16 protein-coding genes are annotated in these 18,512 nt (G+C 75.7%); 7 read left to right on the top strand and 9 right to left on the bottom strand.

Going from position 1 to position 18,512, the window contains the following annotated elements:
* Positions 1-46: 46 nt before the first annotated feature.
* Together CHC04_RS07365 and CHC04_RS07360 are read left to right on the top strand one after the other, a co-directional pair.
* Positions 47-895 (top strand): SDR family oxidoreductase, encoded by an 849-nt coding sequence (locus tag CHC04_RS07365; RefSeq protein WP_089403187.1) that lies wholly within the window; start codon positions 47-49, stop codon positions 893-895.
* A gap of 32 nt (positions 896-927) precedes the next feature.
* Positions 928-2,229 carry a hypothetical protein gene (locus CHC04_RS07360; RefSeq protein WP_089403186.1) on the top strand — a complete coding sequence of 434 codons (1,302 nt, stop codon included), beginning with the start codon at positions 928-930 and terminating at the stop codon, positions 2,227-2,229.
* Between the two features lie 7 nt (positions 2,230-2,236).
* Here the strand turns inward: CHC04_RS07360 and CHC04_RS07355 are convergent, their stop codons facing one another.
* Genes CHC04_RS07355 through CHC04_RS07345 form a run of 3 tightly spaced genes read right to left on the bottom strand, consistent with a single transcriptional unit; the run spans position 2,237 to position 5,621 of the window.
* Positions 2,237-2,992 (bottom strand): succinate dehydrogenase/fumarate reductase iron-sulfur subunit, encoded by a 756-nt coding sequence (locus CHC04_RS07355; RefSeq protein WP_089403185.1) that lies wholly within the window; start codon positions 2,990-2,992, stop codon positions 2,237-2,239.
* On the bottom strand, positions 2,989-4,791 hold the full coding sequence (locus tag CHC04_RS07350) for a fumarate reductase/succinate dehydrogenase flavoprotein subunit (protein WP_176449858.1): 1,803 nt from the start codon (positions 4,789-4,791) through the stop codon (positions 2,989-2,991). The genes CHC04_RS07355 and CHC04_RS07350 overlap by 4 nt, the downstream gene beginning before the upstream one ends.
* Entirely contained in the window at positions 4,791-5,621 is an 831-nt protein-coding gene (locus tag CHC04_RS07345; RefSeq protein ID WP_089403411.1) for a hypothetical protein, read from the bottom strand. Before CHC04_RS07345 ends, CHC04_RS07350 begins: the two co-directional genes overlap by 1 nt.
* A gap of 250 nt (positions 5,622-5,871) precedes the next feature.
* On the opposite strand from CHC04_RS07345, the gene CHC04_RS07340 reads away from it, so the two are divergent.
* Entirely contained in the window at positions 5,872-6,090 is a 219-nt protein-coding gene (locus CHC04_RS07340; RefSeq protein WP_089403184.1) for a hypothetical protein, read from the top strand.
* A gap of 92 nt (positions 6,091-6,182) precedes the next feature.
* A complete protein-coding gene (locus CHC04_RS07335) occupies positions 6,183-6,944 on the top strand; it encodes a dihydrodipicolinate synthase family protein (protein ID WP_089403183.1) in 762 nt (253 codons plus the stop codon).
* 6 nt (positions 6,945-6,950) lie between these two features.
* Here CHC04_RS07335 and CHC04_RS07330 read toward each other — a convergent pair whose 3' ends face one another.
* Positions 6,951-8,669 (bottom strand): dihydroxy-acid dehydratase, encoded by a 1,719-nt coding sequence (locus tag CHC04_RS07330; protein WP_217897216.1) that lies wholly within the window; start codon positions 8,667-8,669, stop codon positions 6,951-6,953.
* Between the two features lie 29 nt (positions 8,670-8,698).
* Between CHC04_RS07330 and CHC04_RS07325 the strand changes: the two genes are divergently transcribed.
* Both CHC04_RS07325 and CHC04_RS07320 read left to right on the top strand, forming a co-directional pair.
* Entirely contained in the window at positions 8,699-9,733 is a 1,035-nt protein-coding gene (locus CHC04_RS07325; protein ID WP_245817042.1) for a zinc-dependent alcohol dehydrogenase, read from the top strand.
* Positions 9,734-9,801: 68 nt separating this feature from the next.
* Complete coding sequence (locus CHC04_RS07320; protein WP_089403180.1) at positions 9,802-12,036, top strand: glycoside hydrolase family 3 C-terminal domain-containing protein; 2,235 nt, start codon at positions 9,802-9,804, stop codon at positions 12,034-12,036.
* Between the two features lie 83 nt (positions 12,037-12,119).
* On the opposite strand, the gene CHC04_RS07315 is transcribed toward CHC04_RS07320, so the two are convergent.
* The 4 genes from CHC04_RS07315 to CHC04_RS07300 all read right to left on the bottom strand — a co-directional run bounded on the left by CHC04_RS07315 (position 12,120) and on the right by CHC04_RS07300 (position 15,914).
* Complete coding sequence (locus CHC04_RS07315; protein ID WP_089403179.1) at positions 12,120-13,805, bottom strand: MDR family MFS transporter; 1,686 nt, start codon at positions 13,803-13,805, stop codon at positions 12,120-12,122.
* An 80-nt stretch (positions 13,806-13,885) separates the two neighbouring features.
* Positions 13,886-14,488, bottom strand: a complete 603-nt coding sequence (locus tag CHC04_RS07310; protein ID WP_217897215.1) for an acyl-CoA-like ligand-binding transcription factor — start codon at positions 14,486-14,488, stop codon at positions 13,886-13,888.
* A gap of 155 nt (positions 14,489-14,643) precedes the next feature.
* The gene (locus tag CHC04_RS07305) at positions 14,644-15,213 is read right to left on the bottom strand and encodes a hypothetical protein (protein ID WP_089403177.1); all 570 of its coding nucleotides are present in this window, start codon (positions 15,211-15,213) and stop codon (positions 14,644-14,646) included.
* A gap of 119 nt (positions 15,214-15,332) precedes the next feature.
* On the bottom strand, positions 15,333-15,914 hold the full coding sequence (locus CHC04_RS07300) for a helix-turn-helix domain-containing protein (protein WP_089403176.1): 582 nt from the start codon (positions 15,912-15,914) through the stop codon (positions 15,333-15,335).
* A gap of 59 nt (positions 15,915-15,973) precedes the next feature.
* Here CHC04_RS07300 and CHC04_RS24815 point away from each other — a divergent pair, with 59 nt between their 5' ends.
* Positions 15,974-17,575, top strand: a complete 1,602-nt coding sequence (locus tag CHC04_RS24815; protein WP_089403175.1) for a bifunctional NAD(P)/FAD-dependent oxidoreductase/class I SAM-dependent methyltransferase — start codon at positions 15,974-15,976, stop codon at positions 17,573-17,575.
* On the opposite strand, the gene CHC04_RS07290 is transcribed toward CHC04_RS24815, so the two are convergent.
* Entirely contained in the window at positions 17,542-18,333 is a 792-nt protein-coding gene (locus CHC04_RS07290) for an esterase/lipase family protein (protein ID WP_089403174.1), read from the bottom strand. The genes CHC04_RS24815 and CHC04_RS07290 overlap by 34 nt on opposite strands.
* Positions 18,334-18,512: the final 179 nt, after the last annotated feature.

Genomic DNA, 18,512 nt, shown 5'->3' with positions numbered 1-18,512 from the left:
CCGGTGGTTGTCGGGCAGACCCGGTCCCGACCCGTCAGGAGCTGCCATGACCCTCGCCGTCACCGGTGCCACCGGACAGCTCGGCGGGCGGGTCGCCCGCCGGCTCGCCGCTGCCGGGACCGACCAGCGGCTGCTGGTGCGCGACCCCGCCCGCGCGCCCGGGCTGCCCGGCGCCACCGCCGTCCGCGCGCCCTACGCCGACGGCCACGCCGTGCGCGCGGCGCTGGCCGGCGTCTCGACGGTGTTCATGGTGTCGGCGTCGGAGACACCTGACCGGGTCGACCAGCACCGCACCTTCGTCGACGCCGCCGTCGCCGCCGGGGTGGAGCACCTGGTCTACGTGTCCTTCCTCGGCGCGGCGCCGGACGCCACCTTCACCCTGGCCCGCGACCACTGGGCCACCGAGGAGCACGTGCGCGCCCGCGGCCTGCCGGCCACGTTCCTCCGCGACTCCCTGTACGCCGACTTCGCGCCGGCGCTGGTGGGGGAGGACGGCGTCCTGCGCGGTCCGGCCGGCGAGGGGCGGGTGGCACTGGTGGCCCAGGACGACATCGCCGACGTCGCCGTCGAGGTGCTGCGCGACCCGGCCGCGCACGCCGGGCGGACCCACGACCTCACCGGCCCCGAGGCGCTCACCCTGACCGAGGTCGCCGAGACGCTCACCGCGGTCTCGGGCCGGCCGGTCCGCTACCACGCCGAGACGGTGGCGGAGGCCTACGCGTCCCGGGCCCGGTACGGGGCGCCGGGCTGGCAGGTCGACGCCTGGGTGTCGACCTACACCGCGATCGCCGCCGGGGACCTCGCGACCGTCTCCCCGGCGGTGCCCGAGCTGCTCGGCCGGCCGGCGCGCACGCTGGCGGAGGTGCTGCGCGGGCCGGCGGACCCGGCCCGGTGAGTCAGGCCCCGCCGCGCGGGTAGACGACGCTCGTGCGCCTGCCCGGTCCCTCGGACCTCCTCGACCTGCCCTGGACGCTCGCCGACTCCGTCCGCAGCCTCAGCAGCGCGCTGCCCCGCGCCGAGACGCTGCTGCCGCTGGCCGACGACGTCCTCCGCCGCGCCCGCGCGCTGCTCGACGGCGCCGGGCCCGCGGTGGCCCGCGCGGCCGCGGTGGGTCCCGAGGCCGTGGAGGCGGCCGCCGGGCTGGTGCAGCGCCTCGCCGCGACGCTCACCCCGGAGCGGGCCGCCACCCTGGGGGCGGTGGTCGACCGGCTGGGCGCCGCCCTGTCGCCCGACCGCGTCGAGGCGCTGACCCGGACGGTGGACACCCTCCGCGCGCGGGCCGACGTCGTGCCGCGCGCCCTCGACGCCGTCGACGGCCTGCTGTCCTCGGGACGGCTGGACCGGCTCGGCGACGGGCTCGACCGGGCCCTGGCCACCGACCTGCTGCCCCGGCTGGACCGGGCGCTGGACCTGCTCGGCGACGAGCGCCTGGACCGGGCGCTGGACGTGGTGACCGACGCGCGCCTGCAGCGGGCGCTGGACCTGCTGGCCGACCGGCGCGCGGAGCGGGCCCTCGAGCTGGCCGCCGACGACCGGGTCGGGGTGGCCCTGCACCTGGCCGCCGACGAGCGGGTCGGCCGGCTGCTCGACCTGGTCGCCGACGAGCGGATCGGCCGGGCCCTCGACCTCGCCGGGGACGAGCGGATCGGGCGGGCGCTCGACGTCGTCGTCGACCACCGGGTCGACCGCACCCTCGGCATCCTGACCGGCGACCGCGTGGAGCAGGCCCTGGAGCTGGCGGCCGACGAGCGGGTCCGCGCGCTGCTCGACCTCGCCGCCGACGAGCGGGTGCGCCGGCTGCTCGACCGGCTCGACCGCGAGCTCACCGACGACGCCGCCCGCGCGCTGGGCACGCTGCTCGACCGGCTGCCCGCGCTGCTCACCGAGGACCGCGCCGCCGCCCTGGCCGCCCTCGCCGACCAGGTGCCGCGGCTGCTGCGCGGGCTGGAGTCCGGGCACCTGCCGACCACCGCCGAGCTGGGGCGGGTGCCGACGGACCTGCACGCGCTGCTCGAGCTCATCGACGACCTGCACCAGGTGGTGTCGGGTCTGCCGGGGGCCGGCCGGGCGCGCGACCGCGGCGACGACCCGCACCCGCAGGTCGAGGACCCCAGGCCGCCCGACGACGAGCCCCAGCCGCCCGCGGCCGGCGAGCCGGTGGACGCACCGCCGGACATCGTGGACGCGGCCGAGGACGTCCAGCCCCCGGCCGCCGATCCGCAGCCCTGAGCCCGGGTCAGCTCCGGGGCCGCCGGCCGATCCGCGAGCCGAGCCAGGTGAGGGGGTCGAACCGGCGGTCCACCACACGCTCCTTGAGCGGGATGATGCCGTTGTCGGTCAGGTGGATGCCCTCCGGGCACACCTCGGTGCAGCACTTGGTGATGTTGCAGTAGCCGAGGCCGAACTCCTCCTGCGCGGCGTTCCTCCGGTCGGTCGTGTCCAGCGGGTGCATGTCGAGCTCGGCCAGCCGGATGAGGAACCGCGGGCCGGCGAAGGCGCGCTTGTTCTCCTCGTGGTCGCGGATGACGTGGCAGGTGTCCTGGCAGAGGTAGCACTCGATGCACTTGCGGAACTCCTGCGAGCGCTCGACGTCGACCTGCTGCATGCGGTGGTTGCCGTCGGGATCGCGCGGCCGCGGGGTGAACGCGGGGATCTGCGCGGCCTTCTCGTAGTTGTAGGAGACGTCGGTGACCAGGTCGCGGACGACCGGGAACGTCCGCAGCGGGGTGAGCGTCACCGTCTCGTCCTCGGCGAACGAACTCATGCGCGTCATGCACATCAGCCGCGGCCGGCCGTTGATCTCCGCGCTGCACGAGCCGCACTTGCCGGCCTTGCAGTTCCACCGGACGGCGAGGTCGCCGGCCTGGGTGGACTGCAGGCGGTGGACGACGTCGAGCACGACCTCGCCCTCGTTGACCGGCACGGTGAATGTCTGCAGGTCACCGCCCGAGGCGTCCCCGCGCCACACCCGGAACGTCGCGTCGTAGGTCACGCCGAGCCCTCCTCGAAGATCTCGGCGAGCTCCGCCGGCATCTGCGGGAGCGGCTGGCGGGTCAGCGCGACGCTCCCGCCGGGTGCGCGCGAGCAGACGAGGTTCGTCCGCGCCCACTCGGCGTCGGTGGCGGGGAAGTCGTCGCGGGTGTGCCCGCCGCGGCTCTCCTGCCGCTCCAGCGCCGCCCGGGCGATGCACTCGCTCACCAGCAGCATGTGCGGCAGGTCCAGGGCGAGGTGCCAGCCGGGGTTGTACTGCCGGTGGCCCTCGACGGAGAGGTTCCCCACCCGCTCGCGGAGTGCGGCGATCCGCTCAAGCGCCTGCCGCATCTCCGGTTCGGTGCGGATGATCCCGACCAGGTCGTGCATCGTCTGCTGCAGGTCGTGCTGCACGGTGTACGGGTTCTCGCCGCCCTCCCGCTCGAAGGGGGCCAGCGCCGCCCGGGCGGCGTCGGCGAGCGCGTCGTCGGCCAGCAGTCCGCGGGTGTGCTCGCGCTTGGCGGCGTGCTCGGCCGCGGCCAGGCCGGCCCGCCGGCCGAAGACGAGCAGGTCCGACAGCGAGTTGCCGCCCAGCCGGTTGGACCCGTGCATGCCGCCGGCCACCTCGCCCGCGGCGAACAGGCCCGGCACCCGCGCGGCCTCGGTGTCGGGGTCGACCTCCACCCCGCCCATCACGTAGTGGCAGGTGGGTCCGACCTCCATCGGCTCGGCGGTGATGTCGACCTCGGCCAGCTCCTTGAACTGGTGGTACATCGAGGGCAGCCGCTTGCGGATGTACTCCGCCGACCGGCGCGAGGCGATGTCCAGGAACACGCCGCCGTGCGGGGTCCCGCGTCCGGCCTTGACCTCGCTGTTGATCGCCCGGGCGACCTCGTCTCGGGGCAGCAGCTCCGGTGGCCGCCGGTTGTTCTTCTTGTCGTCGTACCAGCGGTCGGCCTCGTCCTCGGTCTCCGCCGTCTCCTTGCGGAAGAAGTCGGGGATGTAGTCGAACATGAAGCGGTTGCCGGCGGAGTTCCGCAGGACCCCGCCGTCGCCGCGCACGCTCTCGGTCACGAGGATGCCGCGCACCGACGGCGGCCAGACCATCCCGGTCGGGTGGAACTGGACGAACTCCATGTTGACCAGCGTCGCGCCGGCCTGGAGGGCCAGGGAGTGGCCGTCGCCGGTGTACTCCCAGGAGTTCGAGGTGACCTTGTAGGACTTGCCGATCCCGCCGGTGGCCAGCACCACCGACGGCGCCTGCCAGGCCACGAACCGCCCGGACTCCCGCCAGTAGCCGAACGCGCCGGTGATGCCGTCGTCGTCGGTGAGCAGCCGGGTGACCGTGCACTCCATGTAGACGTCGATGCCGAGCGCCACCGTGCGCTGCTGCAGGGTGCGGATCAGCTCCAGGCCGGTGCGGTCACCGACGTGGGCCAGCCGCGCGTACCGGTGGCCGCCGAAGTCGCGCTGGCTGATCAGCCCGTCGGGCGTCCGGTCGAACAGCGCGCCCCAGTCCTCGAGCTCGCGGACCCGGTCGGGGGCCTCCTGGGCGTGCAGCTGGGCCATGCGCCAGTGGTTGAGCATCTTCCCGCCGCGCATGGTGTCCCGGAAGTGCACCCGCCAGTTGTCCTCGGGGTAGAGGTTGGCCATCGCCGCGGCGATGCCGCCCTCGGCCATCACCGTGTGCGCCTTGCCGAGCAGGGACTTGCAGACGACGGCGGTGCGCGCCCCGCTCTCGTGGGCCTCGATCGCGGCCCGCAGGCCGGCACCTCCCGCCCCGACGACGACGACGTCGTACTCGTGCTTCTCGAGCTCCATCAGAAGAACCTCAGGTCCGTGATCGTCCCGGTGGCGAGGAGGAAGACGTAGAAGTCGGCGAACGCGACCGTGAACAGCGAGATCCACGCGTACTGCATGTGCCGGGCGTTGAGCCGGGAGACCAGCGTCCAGGCCCGGTAGCGGAGCGGGTGCTTCGAGAAGGAGTTCAGCCGCCCGCCGACGATGTGCCGGCAGGAGTGGCAGGAGACCGAGTACAGGAACAGCATCACGGCGTTGACCAGCAGGATCAGCGTGCCCAGGCCCATGTGGCCCCACTCGCCGGTCTCGTCCCGGAACCCGCGGACCGCCTCGTAGAAGAGGATCACGTTGAACAGCAGCGCCGCGTACAGGAAGTACCGGTGGACGTTCTGCCCGACGAGCGGGAACCGGGTCTCACCGGTGTAGCGACGGTGCGGCTCGGCCACCGCGCAGGCCGGCGGGGACAGCCAGAACGACCGGTAGTAGGCCTTGCGGTAGTAGTAGCAGGTCAGCCGGATCCCCAGCGGCAGCACGAGGATGTAGATGGCGGGGGAGATCCAGGCCGGGCCGGTGAAGAACTCGGGGAAGCTGTCGCCCTCGCAGCGCGTGGTGATGCAGGGCGAGTAGAACGGCGAGATGTAGGGCTCGGCGGAGTAGTAGGCGTTCTGGAAGGCGCGGAACGTCGAGTAGGCGATGAACAGCAGCAGGACGACGACGGTGACCAGCGGCTGGACCCACCAGCGGTCGGTCCGCAGCGTCCGCGCCGCGATCGTCGCCCGCCGCGGTGCCGGACCCCCGCTGCCGCGTCCGGCGGACACCGCCCCGGACCCGCGGGGCGCGGTGGTGGTCACCGGCGCGTCGTCACGGGTGCGCACGCCCGTTCCGGGGCGTCGACCGCCCCGCGCGCCGTCGTCACGTCCTGCTCCAGGGACATCGCTGCCTCCAGATCGCTCTGACGCCGCCGGGAGGGCGGGGCCGCAGTCCACCACGGACGTGCGCACCGGGGAAAGGGGCTGCGCCGGGGGTTCCGCGACCGCCCGGTTCCCCGTCCTCCGGGGAGCCCGACGTGTCGGTGGCGCCGGGGACGGGCATCCCCGGCACGTGCCAGATCCACGACCGGGAGAGGACGACGTCGACCGCGACGACGCGCAGGCGCTGTCGCGGGCCACGGGCGTCGGCGGCGGCGAGGGCCCCGACGCCGACGCGACGACGGGGACCGGCGACACGGGGACCTTCGTCGGGCGGGTGTCCGGGCAGGACGTCGGTTACGCGGAGGAGACCGGCGCCGAACGACGGGCGGCCGCGCAGCAGGACGACTGACCGGTCCCCAGGCCCGGGCACTTCCGCGGAAGTGCACGGACCGGAGGCCCGGCGTCGACGCTGTGCGACGGCTCCGGGGAGAGGATGGGGGCATGCCGCTGTTCACGGGTGTCGGCGTCGCCCTGGTCACCCTCTTCCGCGAGGACGGCGCCCTGGACGCGCCGGCCACCGCCGACCTCGCGGCCCGGCTGGCCGGCCTCGGCGTGCGCTGCGTGCTCGTCGCCGGCACGACGGGGGAGGCGGCCGCCCTGACCGCCGAGGAGCGGGACGCGCTCGTCGGTGCGGTGCGGGCGGCGGTGCCCGCGGAGGTCCCCGTGCTCGCCGGTACCGGCGCGCCCACCGGCCGGCAGGCGGCGGAGCTGACGAGGCGTGCCTCCGCCGCGGGCGCGGACGCCGTCCTGGTGCTCTCGCCGGCCGGCGTCCCCGACCCGCGGCCGTACTACGCAGCGGTGGTGGAGGCGGCCACCGGGCCGCTGCTGGCGTACCACTTCCCGGGAGCCTCCGCGCCCGGGATCCCCGTCGACCTGCTGCCCGACCTGCCGGTGTCCGGGCTCAAGGACTCCTCGGGGGACGCCGGCCGGCTCCTGCACGAGCGGGAGGTGTTCGCCGGGGACCTCTACACCGGGGCGGCGTCCCTGGTCGGGATGTGCGGTGCGATCGGGGCCGCCGGCGCGCTGGTGGCGGCCGCCAACGTCGCCCCCGAGCTGTGCGTCGCGGCCTCCCGCGGCGACGCGGACGCGCAGGTGCGGCTCGCCGCGGTCGACCGCGGGGCGTCGGCCGACTTCCCGGCGGGCTACAAGCGGGCGGCCGCGGAGCGCTTCGGCACGTCGGTGGTCACCCGGGTGGGCAGCTGACCGCCCTCAGTGCGACTCGCGGCTCACCGCCGACCCGCTCGAGCCGACGAGGAAGTCCAGGTCCGCGCCGGTGTCGGCCTGCAGCACGTGGTCGACGTAGAGCCGCTCCCAGCCGCGCCGGGGGTCGGCGAAGCCGGCGACGGTCGCCTCGTCCGGAGCGCGGGCGGCCAGCTCGTCGTCCGGGACCTCGACGTCGATCCGCCGGGCGGCGACGTCGAGGCTGATGACGTCGCCGGTGCGCACGAGGGCCAGCGGGCCGCCGGCGGCCGCCTCCGGCGCCACGTGCAGGACGACGGTGCCGTAGGCGGTGCCGCTCATCCGGCCGTCGCACACCCGCACCATGTCGCGCACCCCCTGCTCCAGCAGCTTCCGCGGCAGCGGCATGTTGGAGACCTCGGGCATGCCGGGGTAGCCCTTCGGGCCGCAGCCGCGCAGGACGAGCACGGAGTCGGCGTCGGCGTCGAGGTCGGGGTCGTCGACGCGGGCGGAGAAGTCCTCGATGGAGTCGAAGACCACCGCCCGGCCGCGGTGGCGCATGAGGTGCGGCGAGGCCGCGGCCGGCTTGACCACGGCGCCGGAGGGCGCGAGGTTCCCGCGCAGGACGGCGATGCCCCCGTGCTCGAGGAGCGGTTCCCCGCGGAGCCGGATCACCTCCGGGTCCCAGATGGGGGTGTCGCCGAGGGTGTCGACCAGCGGCGTGCCGGTGACGGTGAGCGCGGTCGGGTCGAGCAGGTCGCGGACCTGGCCCAGCACGGCGGGCAGGCCGCCGGCGCGGTGGAGGTCCTCCATGAGGAACCGCCCCGCCGGGAGCAGGTCGACCAGCACCGGCACGCCGGAGCCGATGCGGTCGAAGTCGTCGAGCGTGAGGTCGATCCCCAGCCGGCCGGCGATGGCCAGCAGGTGGACGACGGCGTTGGTGGACCCGCCGATGGCGGCCAGCGCCACGATCGCGTTGGCGAAGGACCCGGCGGTGAGGAACGTCGAGGGCCGGCGGTCGGCGGCCACCATCTCCACCACCAGCCGACCGGTCCCGTGCGCGGCCTCGAGCAGCCGGCTGTCCGCGGCGGGGGTGCCGGCGACCCCGGGGACGACGGTGCCCAGCGCCTCGGCGACGAGCGCCATGGTGGAGGCGGTGCCCATCGTGTTGCAGTGCCCGCGGCTGCGGATCATCGCCGACTCCGACCGCGCGAACTCGTCCGCCGAGAGCGTGCCCGCGCGGACCTCCTCGGAGAGCCGGAACACGTCGGTGCCGCAGCCCAGGGGCACTCCACGGAAGGTGCCGGTCAGCATGGGGCCGCCCGGGACGACGACCGCGGGCAGGTCGACCGAGGCGGCGGCCATGAGCAGCGACGGGATCGTCTTGTCGCACCCGCCGAGCAGCACCAGCCCGTCGACCGGGTTGGCCCGGAACGCCTCCTCCATCTGCATCGCGGCCAGGTTGCGCCAGAGCATCGCCGTGGGACGCACCTGCGTCTCGCCCAGCCCGAAGACCGGCAGCTCCAGCGGGGTGCCGCCGGCGGCGTGGACGCCGTCGCGCACGGCGGCGGCGACCTCGGTGAGGTGGCGGTTGCAGGGGACGAGGTCGGAGGCGGTGTTCGCGATCGCGATCTGGGGGCGGCCGAACGCGTCGTCCGGGAGCCCGCGGCGCATCCAGGCGCGGTGGATGTAGGCGTTGCGGACGTCGCCGGAGTACCACTGCGCGCTGCGGAGGGTCACGGCCGCCATCCTCGCCGCGTGCTGGGACGGTGGTCCAGGTGAGCGCACCGACCATGCGGGCCTTCGTCCTGACCGGGCCGGGGGAGGGGGCCGTGCACGAGGTCCCGGTCCCCGTCGCCGCGCGCGGGGAGGTCGTCGTCGAGGTCGACCGGGCCGGCGTCTGCGGCACCGACGTCGAGCTGTTCACCGGCGAGCTGTCCTACCTGCAGACCGGGCACTCCTCCTACCCCGTGCGGCCCGGTCACGAGTGGTGCGGCCGGGTCACCGCGGTGGGCGACGGGGTCGACCCGGCCTGGCTGGGCCGGCGGGTCACGGGGGACACGATGCTCGGCGACCGGGTCTGCCGCCGGTGCCGGCGGGGGCAGCAGCACGTCTGCGAGGACCGGCAGGAGGTGGGCATCCGGGGCGACCGCCCCGGTGCGCTGGCCGAGCAGCTCGCCGTCCCGGTGACGTCGCTGCACGAGCTGCCCGACTCCGTCGACGCGGCGCTCGGCGCGCTCGTCGAGCCGGGGGGCAACGCCTGGCGGGCGGCGCAGGCCGCCGCGGTGGCCTCCGGCGACCGCGCGCTGGTCATCGGGCCCGGGACGATCGGCCTGCTGACGGCGATGTTCCTCCGTGCGGCAGGCGCCGAGGTGCACCTGCTCGGGGTCACCGCCGCCTCGCTCGACTTCGCCCGCGGTCTCGGCTATGCCGATGCCTGGACCCGCGACACCCTCCCGGACCTGCCCTTCGACGCCGTCGTCGACGCCTCGACCGCCCCCGGGTCCCCGGCGCTGGCCCTGGACCTGGTCGAGCCCGCCGGCCGCGTCGTCTGCATCGGCATCGCCGGCACGCCGAGCACGATCGACACCCGGACGCTGCTGCTCAAGGACGTCACGGCGGTCGGGGTCCTCTCGGCGTCCCCCGGGCTGGCCCCCACGATCGCCGCCTACCGGACCGGTGCGGTCGACCCCCGGCCACTGGTCGCCGCCACCGTCGGTCTCGGGGAGGTCGGCGCGGTGCTCGCCGGCGGGCGCCCCCCGGGCAGCGGCGCCGGACCCAAGGTCCACGTCGACCCGCGGCTCGGCAGCTGAGCGGGACGGCAGGACCATCTGGACGCGCGCGTCCTGCGACACCGGTGCCGACGACCCGAGGAGCTCCCGTGACCGACTCCCCCGACCTGGCCGCCCTCTCCCTCGAGGAGAAGGCCACGCTGCTGTCCGGCCAGGACTTCTGGTCCACCCCGGCGGTCGAGGCGGCCGGGCTCCCGTCGGTGGTGCTCACCGACGGTCCGCACGGCGTCCGCCGCCAGGAGGGCGACTTCACCGGCCCGGGCATCACCCGCAACGTCCCGGCGACCTGCTTCCCGCCGGCGGTGGCGGTGGGCAACAGCTGGGACCCGTCGGTGGCCGAGCGGATCGGCGCGGCGGTCGGCCGGGAGGCCCGCGCGCTGGGCGTGCACGTCGTCCTCGGGCCGGGGGTGAACGTCAAGCGCTCGCCGCTGGGCGGGCGGAACTTCGAGTACTACTCCGAGGACCCGCTGCTCTCCGGCGTCCTCGGCGCCGCGCACGTGCGCGGTCAGCAGTCGCAGGGGGTGGGCGCGTCGGTCAAGCACTTCGCCGCGAACGACCAGGAGACCGAGCGCATGCGGATCAGCGTCGAGGTCGACGAGCGGACGCTGCGCGAGATCCACCTGCCGGCCTTCGAGCGGGTGGTCACCGAGGCGGCGCCGGCCACGGTGATGTGCGCCTACAACAAGGTCAACGGCGTCTACGCCTCGCAGCACCGGTGGCTGCTGACCGAGGTGCTGCGCGAGCAGTGGGGCTTCGACGGCGTCGTCGTCTCGGACTGGGGTGCCGTGGACGACCGGGCCGCGGCGCTGGCCGCCGGGCTGGACCTGCAGATGCCCGGCGACTGCGGCGCCGGCAACCGGCGGGTCGTGGACGCCGTGCGCGCCGGGGAGCTCGAGGAGGCCTCCGTCGACGCGAGCGCCGCCCGGGTGGCCGCCCTCGCCCGGTACGTCACCGGCCCGGCCGACGGCGTCGACGCCGAGGCCCACCACGCGCTGGCCCGGGAACTGGCCGCCGAGTGCGCCGTCCTGCTGCGCAACGAGCGCGGCGCCCTGCCGCTCGCGCCGGGCACCCGCCTCGCCGTCGTCGGGGAGCTGGCCCGCACGCCGCGCTGCCAGGGTGGCGGCAGCTCCAACGTCAACGCCACCCGGGTCGACTCCGCGCTCGACGCCCTGCGCGAGCTCGCCGCGGGCGAGGTCCCCTTCGCGCCCGGCGTCGACCTCGACGGCTCCGGCGACGCCGCGGCGCTGCGCGCGGAGGCGGTGGCCCTGGCCCGCGACGCCGAGGTCGCCGTCGTCTTCGTGGGCCTCGGTGAGGCCGAGGAGTCCGAGGGCTTCGACCGGACGACGATCGACCTGCCGGCCGCGCAGGTCGAGCTCGTCCGCGCGGTGGCCGCCGCGGCCCCGCGGACCGTCGTCGTCCTCTCCCACGGCGGGGTCGTGTCGCTGGAGGGCTGGCACGACGACGTCGACGCGGTCCTGGACGGTGCGCTGCTCGGCCAGGCCGGCGGCGCCGCGCTGGCCGACCTGCTGATGGGCGTCGCGAACCCCTCGGGCCGGCTCGCCGAGACCGTTCCGCTGCGGCTCGAGGACTCCCCGAGCTTCCTGTCCTTCCCCGGCGAGCAGGGCAGGGTGGTCTACGGCGAGGGAGTGATGGTCGGCTACCGCGGGCTGCTCACCCAGCGCCGGCCGGTGCGCCACCCGTTCGGGTACGGGCTGTCCTACACGACGTTCACGACCTCGGAGCTGCGGGTCGAGGTCACCGGCGACGACACCGCCACGGCCGCGCTCACCGTCACCAACACCGGCGACCGGGCCGGGAAGCACGTCGTGCAGGTCTACGTCTCGACCACGGCCGGGCCGGTGCGCCGCCCGCTGCGCGAGCTGCGGGCGTTCACCAAGGTGGCGCTCGGACCGGGGGAGAGCCGGGAGGTCGTGCTGGAGCTCGGCCGCCGGGCGTTCGCCTACTGGGACGTCGTCGAGTCCGGCTGGGTGGTGGCGCCGGGGGAGTACGTGGTGCAGGTCTGCGCCGACGCCGAGACGGTCCTGCTGGAGCAGCCGGTGACCCTGGCCGGGGACGACCTGGTGCGGGTGCTGACGATGGACTCCTCGGTCGCCGAGTGGTTCACCCACCCGGCGGCCGGCCCCGCGCTGGTGGCGGCGCTGGCCGCGACGATGCCCGCCGACGCCGCCTCCCCGGAGGAGCAGGCGGGGATGCTGCAGATGATCGGCTCCATGCCGATGCGCCGCTTCGCCGCCCACTTCGGCGCCGCCCTGCCGCGGGACCTGCTCGACCGGCTGGTCGCCGAGTCCGCCGCCGCCCGCTGACCCGGCCGCGCACGTCCGCGGAAGTGCACGGCCGGGGCTCGCCGAGTCCCCCGGTGGCGTGCACTTCCGCGGAAGTGCTCGGGTCAGACGCGCAGGGCGTCGTCGTCCCGGTCGTCGTCGCGCTCCGCGCGCAGGGTCGGCTCCGCGGCCGGGACGGCGGCGTGCGCGCCCGAGCGCAGCAGTGCGGCGAGCTCCTCCTCGGACTCCACCGCCTCACCGCGGGCGACCATGCCGGCGTGCTCGGACAGCGGGATCTCCCGCAGCGCGAACGACAGCAGCAGCGCCACGGCGAGGATCGGCACCAGGTACCAGAACACCGGCGCCAGCGAGCTCGCGTAGGCGTCGACGATCGCCGTCCGCAGCGGGTCGCCGGCGGCCTCCACCGCGGCCGGCACCAGCGTGTCCGGTGAGGTGATGCCCGCCCGGACGGCCTGCTCGGCGTTGCCGGCCAGCGCGCCGGTGAGGTTGTCGGCCAGCCGGCTGGTGAACAGCGTGCCGAAGACGGCGACGCCGAGGGTGGCGCCCACCTCGCGGAAGTAGTTGTTCGTGGAGGTGGCGGTGCCGATCTGGCGGGCCGGGACGGCGTTCTGCGCGGCCAGGACGACGTTCTGCATGATCAGCCCGAGGCCGCAGCCGAGCGCGAAGAACATCGCGCCGATCGTCCACAGCGACGTGCCGCCCGACAGCGTCGTCATCCAGACCATCGTCGCGAGGATCACCGCGACCCCGGCGATGGTGAACCGCTTGTACCGGCCGTCCCTGAGGATCAGCGACGCCGAGGTCTGGATGGTCAGGATGATCCCGGCGGTCATCGGCAGCATGAGCAGGCCCGAGTGGGCCGCGGACAGCCCCGAGCTCATCTGCAGGAACGTCGGCATGAAGGCGATCGCCGAGAACATGCCCAGGCCCACGGCCATGCCCAGCGCGGTGGCGACGACGAAGGTCGGGTTGCGGAAGAGGCTCAGCGGCACGATCGGCTCGACCGCGCGCCGCTCGACCAGCACGAACACGACGGCCGAGACGACGAACGCGGCCGCCAGGGCCAGGGTCAGCGGGTCGGTCCAGCCGTCGCTGCCGCCGAGGTCGGTGAACAGCACCAGCGACGTCGTGGTGGCCGACAGCGCCACGATGCCCGCGACGCCCAGCGGGGTCGTGCTGCGCCGGCGCGGCAGGGTGAGGGCGAACCAGGCGATGGTGAACGCGGCCAGGCCGACCGGCACGTTGATCCAGAAGCACCACTGCCAGCCCAGCGCGGCGGAGTCGGTGAAGAAGCCGCCGACCAGCGGCCCGGCGACGGCCGACAGGCCGAAGAGCGCGCCGATGGGGCCCATGTACCTCGCGCGCTCCCGGGCCGGGACGATGTCGGCGATGATGGCCTGGGACAGGATCATCAGCCCGCCGCCGCCGAGGCCCTGCACCCCGCGCCAGACGACGAACCAGGTGAAGTCCGGCGCCAGCGCTGCGCCGACGCTGGCCACGGTGAACAGCCCGATCGCGACGAGGAACAGCGAGCGCCGGCCCCACAGGTCGCCGAGCTTGCCGTAGACGGGCATGACGAGCGTCGTCGCCAGCAGGTAGGCGGTCGTCACCCACGCCATGGAGGAGACGCCGCCGAGCTCGCCGACGATCGTCGGCATCGAGGTGGAGACGATCGTCTGGTCGAGGCTGGCCATGAGCATGCCGGCGAGCAGCGCCGAGAAGACCAGGTTGACCCGGCGGCGGGTCAGGACGATCGGCGGTGCGGAGCCGTCGACGGGCGGGGACTGCACGGGTTCTCCAAGGGTCGTTCGGCGGTGCCGCGGGCGCGCGGCACCGAGGGAGGAGCGGACGACGGCGGCCGCTCGGGGGATCAGGGGCGCGGGGCGGGGAGCCCGGCGGCGAGCGCGTCCCACGCCTCGTCGACGAGGGCGGGCAGCGAGGTGGTGCAGTCGCTCGCGAGCCAGGCGCGCAGGGCGGCGCGCACGGCCGTCCCCGAGACCGCCGCGAGCAGGGTGGGGTAGACGTCGCCGGCGGCGTCGGTCCCCGTGCGGACGGCGATGGCCTCGGCCAGCGTCCGCTCCGCCGAGTTGAAGACGGCGTGCAGCCGCCCGACGAGCACCGGGTGGGCCTCGATGACCCGCAGCCGCAGCGGCCACAGCCCCGCGGGCTCGTCGGCCATCTCGGCGGCCTGCTGCGCCTGCACCGCGCGCAGCGCCTCGACCGGCGACTCCCCGGCGGGCCGGGCGGCGAACCGCTCGGCGGTCTGGGCGACGGCCGAGGCGTCGATGCCCACGACGGCGTCGTCCTTGGTGGGGAAGTAGTTGAAGAACGTGCGCGGGGAGACGCCGGCCCGCGCGGCGACGTCGTCGACGGAGACGCCGTCGAGGCCGCGCTCGGCGACCAGTTGCAGCGCCGCCTGGTGCAGGGCGAGGCGGGTGGCGAGCTTCTTGCGCTCGCGCAGGCCGGTGCTCACCCGGACATCATGGGCCAAACTGTGCAGACCGTGCAATGTTGCGTCCACTGCACGGCGTGTCGGGCCGTCCCCCCTCACCGCAGGGCGTCCTCCCGCGCGGTGGGCGGTCGGGGAGGACGTCCACGATCAGGTCATCCGATCGCGGCCCACCGGCCTCACTCGGCGTCGCGCCGACGCTCGATCGCCTCGAGGACGGTCTTGCGGCCCCTCCCGAGCTCGCGCTCGGCCTGCTCGGCGCGGTCGAGCTGCGCGTCGCCGGACATGCGGGCCACCCGCCTCCTCGCCTCCGCGGCGTCCACGTCGAGCAGCTCGGCGGCCGTGCGCGCCTCCCTGGCCGCCTCGGTGTTGGCCACGTGCTGCTCCTCGGCGCCCCTCTTCCTCGTGTCGGTGGCCCGCTTCTCCTCGTCGGAGAGCAGCTCCCACGCGGCGTCGGGCAGGTACCGCTTGGTCCCGTCGGAGCCTCGGGCGCGGTCGCCGCCGTCGGCGGTGTGCCAGTCCTGGTCGGTCCACTCCTGCAGGTGCCGCTGGGACTCGGTGCGCTGCCCCTCGTGCCGGTAGCCGCCGCCCTGCGCCTCGTACTCGTGGGCGAGCAGCTGGCTCTTGCGGGCGCTCCACTGGCCGGGCCGCCCGCCCCGGTCGCCGGCCTTGATCTCCTCCTTGAGCCGCGCGCGCAGCTCCGGGTCCGTGTAGTCCTCGGCGTAGTCCTCGGCCGACTTCCCGCTCATGCCGACGGGAGTACCCCACTCGGCCGTGCCTCACCCGGTCCCGCACGACCGATCGGGAGAGGTGCAGATGTCGCGACAAAGGCACCTGGGAGAGGTGCCTTTGTCGCGACATCGGCACCTCAGCGGCGGGCGGGGGCGGCGCGCACGTGGATGCGCTCGCCCTGCGGGCCGAAGAGGGCGAGCACCTCGGCCGGACGGTCGTCGGGGTTGCCCAGCCAGTGCGGGGTGCGGGTGTCGAACTCGGCCACCTCGCCCGGGGTCAGGGTCACGTCGGCGTCGCCCAGCAGCAGCCGCAGCCGCCCCGACAGGACGTAGACCCACTCCCAGCCCTCGTGGGAGCGCAGCTCGCCGGGCTCCCCACCCCAGCCCGGCGGCAGCACCATCTTGTAGGCCTGCAGCCCGCCCGGGCGCCGGGTGAGCGGCAGGAAGGTGGCGCCGTGCCGGGTGATCGGCCGCAGCCGCACCCGGGGGTCGCCGGTCTCGGGGGCGTCGACCAGCTCGTCGAGCGGCACCTGGTGGGCGCGGGCCAGCGGCAGCAGCAGCTCCAGGGTGGGCCGGCGCTGCCCCGACTCCAGCCGCGACAGCGTGGACACCGAGATGCCGGTGTCCTCCGACAGCTGGGTCAGCGTCGCGCCCCGCCGCCGGCGCAGCTCGCGCAGCCGCGGGCCGACGGCGTCGAGGACGGCGTCCAGTTCGGTCACGTTGCCAGTATGGCAAAGGAACTTGCCTGACCGGCAGGTCGGGGCGCATCGTCGCCGGCATGGACGAGACGTACGACGTGGTGGTCGTCGGCGGGGGAGCGGCCGGTCTGTCCGGCGCCCTCGCCCTGGCACGGGCGCGCCGCTCGGTGGCGGTGGTCGACGACGGGACGCCGCGCAACGCGCCGGCGCACGAGATGCACAACTACCTGGGCCGCGACGGCACCCCGCCCGGCGACCTGCTCGCCGCCGGGCGGGCCGAGGTCGCCGGCTACGGCGGCGTGCTGGTCGACGGCACGGTGACGGCGGCCGGCGGGTCGGCCGGGGCCTTCACCGTCGAGGTGGCGGGCGGCCCCGTGCTGCGCGCCCGCCGGCTGCTGGTCACCACCGGCCTGACCGACGAGCTGCCCGCGATCCCCGGCGTGCGCGAGCTGTGGGGCACCGACGTGCTGCACTGCCCGTACTGCCACGGCTGGGAGGTGCGCGACCGGCCGATCGGCGTGATCGCGACCGGGCCGATGTCGCTGCACCAGGTCCAGCTGTGGCGGCAGTGGAGCGCCGACGTCGTGTTCTTCCTGCACGCCGCCCCCGAACCGGACGACGCCACCGCCGAGGCCCTGGCCGCCCGCGGTGTGCGGGTCGTGCGCGGCGAGGTCGCGGCGCTGGAGACCGACGGCGGCCGGCTGACCGGCGTCCGGCTGGCCGACGGCGAGGTCGTGCCCCGCGCGGCCGTCGTCGTCGCCCCGGTGTTCACCGCCCGCTCGGCCGTGCTGACCGGGCTGGGCCTGGCGACCCAGCCGTTCCGGATGGGCGAGGCGGTCGTCGGCACCCACGTGCCGGTCGACGCCCGCGGCGCCACCGCGGTGCCCGGCGTGTGGGCGGCCGGCAACGTCGCCGACCCCGGCGCCCAGGTGATCGGCGCCGCCGCCGCGGGCCTGGTGGCCGGCGCGCAGATCAACGCCGACCTGGTCGCCGACGACACCCGGGCCGCGGTGGAGGTGATCCGGGCGATGAGCGACCCCGAGTACGGCGAGCGGTGGTGGGAGGAGCGCTACCGCTCGCACGGGCACGGCGTCTGGAGCGGCCGGGTCAACGACGTGCTGGCCGCCGAGGCCGCCGACCTGCCGCCCGGCCGCGCGCTCGACGCCGGCGCGGGGGAGGGTGGGGACGCCGTCTGGCTGGCCCGGCGCGGCTGGTCGGTGACCGCGCTGGACCTCTCCCGCACCGCACTGGACCGGGCCGCCGCGGCGGCCGCGGCGGCCGGGGTGCCGCTGGAGACCCGCAAGGCCGACGTCTCGTCGTGGGAGCCCGGCGAGGAGCGGTGGGACCTCGTGACGGCGTCCTTCCTGCACTTCCCGCCCGGCACCCGCGACGACGTGCTGCGCCGGCTGGCCGCCGCGGTCGCCCCCGGCGGCACGCTGCTGGTCACGATGCACGACGGCAGCGACTCCTCCCGCGGCATCCAGCGGCCGGGCCTGCCCGACTGGTACGCCACCGGCGGGCAGCTGGCCGAGGCGCTCGACCCCGGGAACTGGGAGGTGCAGGTGGCGGAGTCGCGGCCGCGGGAGGCCCGCGGGCACGAGCACGGCTCCGCCCACGCCGCCGACGCGGTGCTGCGGGCGCGGCGCCGTCAGCCGGCCGTGTCGTCGTCCTCCCGCGGGTAGAGGAACCGCAGCCGCGCGGGCGGGGTGAACGGCGCCCAGCCGTCCCGGGTCTGGGCGAGCCGGTCGGCCACCAGCCACAGCACGGCGGGGTCGTGGCCCATCCCCAGGTGGCTGGCGTGCACGCCGACGTTCTCCGCCCGCGGCCCCGGCTGCTGCCGGCAGGCCCGCCAGTCGACGACGCCGTCCCACCGCGAGTAGACGGCGGTGCTGGGCACCGGGAGGCCGCCGGCGAGGCCCCCGCGGGCGCGTGGCACGGCGTGCAGGTGCCGGTAGCGGGCGTAGGCACGGGCGCCGGGGGTGTCGTCGGCGGGGCGGCCGGCCATGCCGAACGGTGAGCCCAGGCTGAGCACCTGCCGGACCAGCCGCGGCACCCGCAGCGCCAGCCGCCGGGCGTAGATGCCCCCGAGGCTCTGCCCGACGATGCTCACCGGTCCCTCGTGCTGCTCGGCCAGGCGCTCCACCAGGCGGGGCAGCTCGTCGGTGATCTCCTTCGTCGGGCCGCGGTTGCGGCCGAGCTCCCAGCCGACCACCGGGTAGCCGAGCCCGCGCAGCCAGCGGCGCAGCGTCACCGTGGACACGTCGGAGGCGAGCAGCCCGGGGAGCACGAGCACGCCGTGCGGCTCACCGCGCGGGGCGCCGCGCAGCAGGGGGTAGGACAGCGCCAGCGCGCCGGCGCTGGCCGCGGCGCGCACCGGCTCGGTGGCGGCCAGCAGCGTGCGCCGGCGTCCGGCGGTCCGGGGATCCGGGGCGTCGGTCACGAGTTCTCCTCCGACGGCGGGCGGTGTCCGGGTGCCCATACCCGCCCGGACGCCGCCGGACCGTCGCCATGACGTGGCCCCGGTCCCGTTTCTGCGACCCGCCCGGCTCGCCGGCCCGCGTCACGCCGGGCGGGCGGAGGGGTCTTCACCCGTGCCGGCCCACCGCGGCGACGGCGCCG

Source organism: Geodermatophilus saharensis (assembly GCF_900188205.1).
In the GTDB taxonomy this organism is placed as follows: Bacteria; Actinomycetota; Actinomycetes; order Mycobacteriales; family Geodermatophilaceae; genus Geodermatophilus; species Geodermatophilus saharensis.
This window is presented reverse-complemented; position numbering and strand designations above follow the sequence as displayed.